Source organism: Pontibacterium sp. (assembly GCF_041587635.1).
Classification (GTDB): domain Bacteria; phylum Pseudomonadota; class Gammaproteobacteria; order Pseudomonadales; family Balneatricaceae; genus Pontibacterium.
The window spans coordinates 1-3,301 of sequence record NZ_JBFGYC010000455.1 but is presented as its reverse complement, the minus strand read 5'-3'; the positions used below and the strand labels follow the sequence as shown (position 1 = coordinate 3,301).

The 3,301-nt window shown below is 52.1% G+C and carries 2 protein-coding genes; both read right to left on the bottom strand.

Translation table 11 applies throughout. The annotated features are described in order from the left end of the window. Positions 1–48: 48 nt before the first annotated feature. Positions 49–1,452, bottom strand: coding sequence for an O-antigen ligase family protein (locus tag ABYW01_RS17345; RefSeq protein WP_372835166.1), 1,404 nt, complete (start codon positions 1,450–1,452; stop codon positions 49–51). Between the two features lie 6 nt (positions 1,453–1,458). Continuing rightward, on the bottom strand, positions 1,459–2,889 hold the full coding sequence (locus ABYW01_RS17340) for a lipopolysaccharide biosynthesis protein (RefSeq protein ID WP_372835163.1): 1,431 nt from the start codon (positions 2,887–2,889) through the stop codon (positions 1,459–1,461). Between the last annotated feature and the right edge of the window lie 412 nt (positions 2,890–3,301).

Genomic DNA, 3,301 nt, shown 5'->3' with positions numbered 1-3,301 from the left:
ATGTTGCAGAAGCTGTGCCAGAAGTTAACTGATTGATTATTATGTGTTTTATCGTTTGTGGTTTTGTGGATTCTCATTTTGAGACGCGTGCTGAGAATGCTTGCTACTGTATTGCGAAAGGGCCACTGCTAAAGCCAGCAAGATGTAGATGGGCCATGTGAAGCCCATTGTTAGAAAGGTACCCGATACACAGAACCCGACGAGTCCCGCTTGGACGGATTGAGCACATGCATACAGACAGGGGCGATAGTCATGCGTGCACGAAGGAGACAAGCTACGGGTGGTTTTAAGTCCGATACGCGCGATCAGAATGATCATCGTGACAAACATGCCTATTCCCAGCAGGCCGGTTTCAGCCATGACACCAAACCATGTGCTGTGTACTGCATGGTTTTTCCCATCCCAATGGGGGCTGTAGTCAAAGTAGTTGGATATAAAGTTGTTAATTCCAACACCGGTTAGTGGATGATGTATCGCCATACCCATAGCTGCTTGCCAGGCATAGATACGCCCCATGGCAGATTCGTCGATGCCTTCCTCATGAGCGCCACCCGACGCACGGTCGCTCACTCCCGCCAGGACAAATAACAATCCTAGCGCGGCTCCACCAACGCTGATGAGCAATGCTTTGTTTTCTATACGACGCCAGGCGAAGACACCGCTGACGGCACAGATACCGAGTAACCCACCACGGCTTTGGGTGGCCACGATGGCACAGATAACAATGATAAATGTGATCAAGCCCAGTAATTTCCAGAGGCGACCGAGTTCAGGTGTTAACAGCATTGCGAGTGCAAAACTGGCGGGGAACAACAGCACCAGAGAAAGATCATTTGGGTCACCCAGCATGGACCCTATACTGCGCCCAATCGTCACACGGGTACCTTCTACCAACTCCAGTCCGTTGCTTTTGTTGTGCAATGCGACTAACCCGACAGCAATACCGCTCACTGCCATGGCGGCGAGTACTGCGCGAAATTGTGACTCTTTTTGCAGCAGCCAACTGATGGCAAACACCATCGCCGCAATTTTGACGTAAGTGCCTGTCAGGCTGCTCATCGCAGCACTTCTGTTGGTAGCAAGCAACGCACCTATAACAACCAACAGAAAGAACACACTAAAAACCGCCAGTTCACGACTCCAGAATACGCTTATACGCCGTGTGGCCAGATTGACGAATAGGGAGCCCAGCGTGCCAATCGCTAACAGTTGAGGAATGCGCAGCGGGTAAAGTTGTGGAAATACTTCATGCAGACGGAAGAACGAAAACGCGATAAAGGCCAAACAGAGTAGAAAGGGCATCTGCAGGCCTGCCACTAGCAGCAGTGGTAAAAAGGCCACTGCTGCGACAGCTGGATGTGGCAGAAACCACCAGACCAGCGCGAGTAATAGTGTTAGTCCGGTTGAGACGCTGGCCTGTGACATTCTTCCGTTGGGTGAAGGGGCAATCATGGGGTGTTACCCCTGTAGCACAGTGCTATGGCGTTTCAGTGGGATCAGACCCAGTATCACGGCTGTAATGGCGAAGCTCAGTAGTGCTCCTATGGAAATGATGCTGTTAAGCCAGGTCACCGGTGACGATGGAATGATCGACAGAGTCACAAGGCAGAGCAGTAACATCACCATCAGGCGCCGTACGGGATACGGTAGCGATAAGGTACGCTGACTGATCCTGTACATCATGATAAACCGCAGGGACAGTGCCAGGGTGGTTGCTGCGATGGCCCCCCACGCATGGTATTCGGGAATCAGTATCAGGTAAGCCACTAAGGCTACGGCTGCCGCGACACCATCGATCACGGCGGGGCGAACGGTGTTGCTTTCACTCATCGCGCCAAATCCGAGTGTCGATGTGGCGTTGTGTAGCGCCGCCAGAGCCGCAAGCCACGGAATATACTGGATCGATTGATGGTATGCTTCCGGTGTTAATATACGCACTAATGTCGGGCCTACGGCTGCGATGATCAGACAGGAGAACATGGCGATTACGACTCCAATCGACGCAAACTGCGCGCAACGCTGTGGACCGTTGGCTTCTTGTAGGCAGCTGAATCGGCGGGCGTGCCACCATAGGTCAAATGGCTGGATAAATACCGCAGTGATCAGGCCAAACTTGGCTGCCAGCGCATACTGAGCCATCTCTGCTGTTCCTACCGCGTCCGCCAGAATCCAGCGATCAAAGCTACCTAGTACGAATCCGGCCATACCTACGAAAATAAGTGGACCGCCATAGGCTGAATACATACGAAAACGTGCAAACTCGAAACGGATACCGGTGTCCTGAAGTTGTTTCCAGATCAGCCAGCCACTGAGGCATAACGCGGACAGCAGGGTGCCTGTTAAAACCCCGATCACCCCAAACCCCATCATCAGTAGGGGGACCGAAATAGCTACCTGAAGTGCGACACGACCCGCAGTACCGATCAAATAAAGCCATGGATTTCCCTGCATTCTCAGCCAGGCAAGTGGTACCAGAATGGTACCGACTAATGCCAGGCTGGCAAGGATCAGTCGGGTTTCAACGATGGCGATCTCGCCGGGTAGTAGTCGACTGATCTGTGGGGCAGCCAATTGCCCGATGATCAGCGCGAGCGCGCCCAGTGACAGTGCCATGCCGAAGATATTCGCGGTGGCTCGCCGACGTTCTACGGAATCTTCTTCGCTGCCCGCAAATCGAAACAGCGTTTCCGCCAAGCCCATGCCGATGACGATACTGAGCAGGTCAGCGAGTGTCTGCAGTACATCCAAACGACCGTAGTCAGCAGGTGTGAGGTAGTGTGTGGCTATGGGCACCATAATGAGCGCAAAGCCCTTGGACAGTGCTAGCGCGGCAGCATAGACAAGACTGTGCTGTAGGGCGCGGGGTAAATTGGTCAGTCGCTTTAGCATGACTCCATCTCCTTAGTCCTGACGATAGGTGGATCGTTGCGAAAAGCGCGCCATGGTATTTAATGTTAATTAAAACAAGATGATACGATTGTTTATAAAATTTGATTCTGGGGTTTTGGCTGAATAGATTTGGAGATGTCGCATTTTGCGAAACAGTATGCGAGAGGGAGGAAGGTACTCTGTTTTGATGAAATATAGATTGTGTCGAGACGATACGGGTTAGGAGACTTTAAAAAGCGTCGGCAGAACACAGCATACCGACCCTGGCGCTAGATGGATTGGTGGGATTACCAAGACCTGCTTAGGTTTTGTTGACCGACTTGCTACGACGGAACATCACCATCATGCCAAACGCCATGAGTACGATACCGGATATGCTTTTACCCACTTCAGGCGCCGGTGCAGCCTGCAT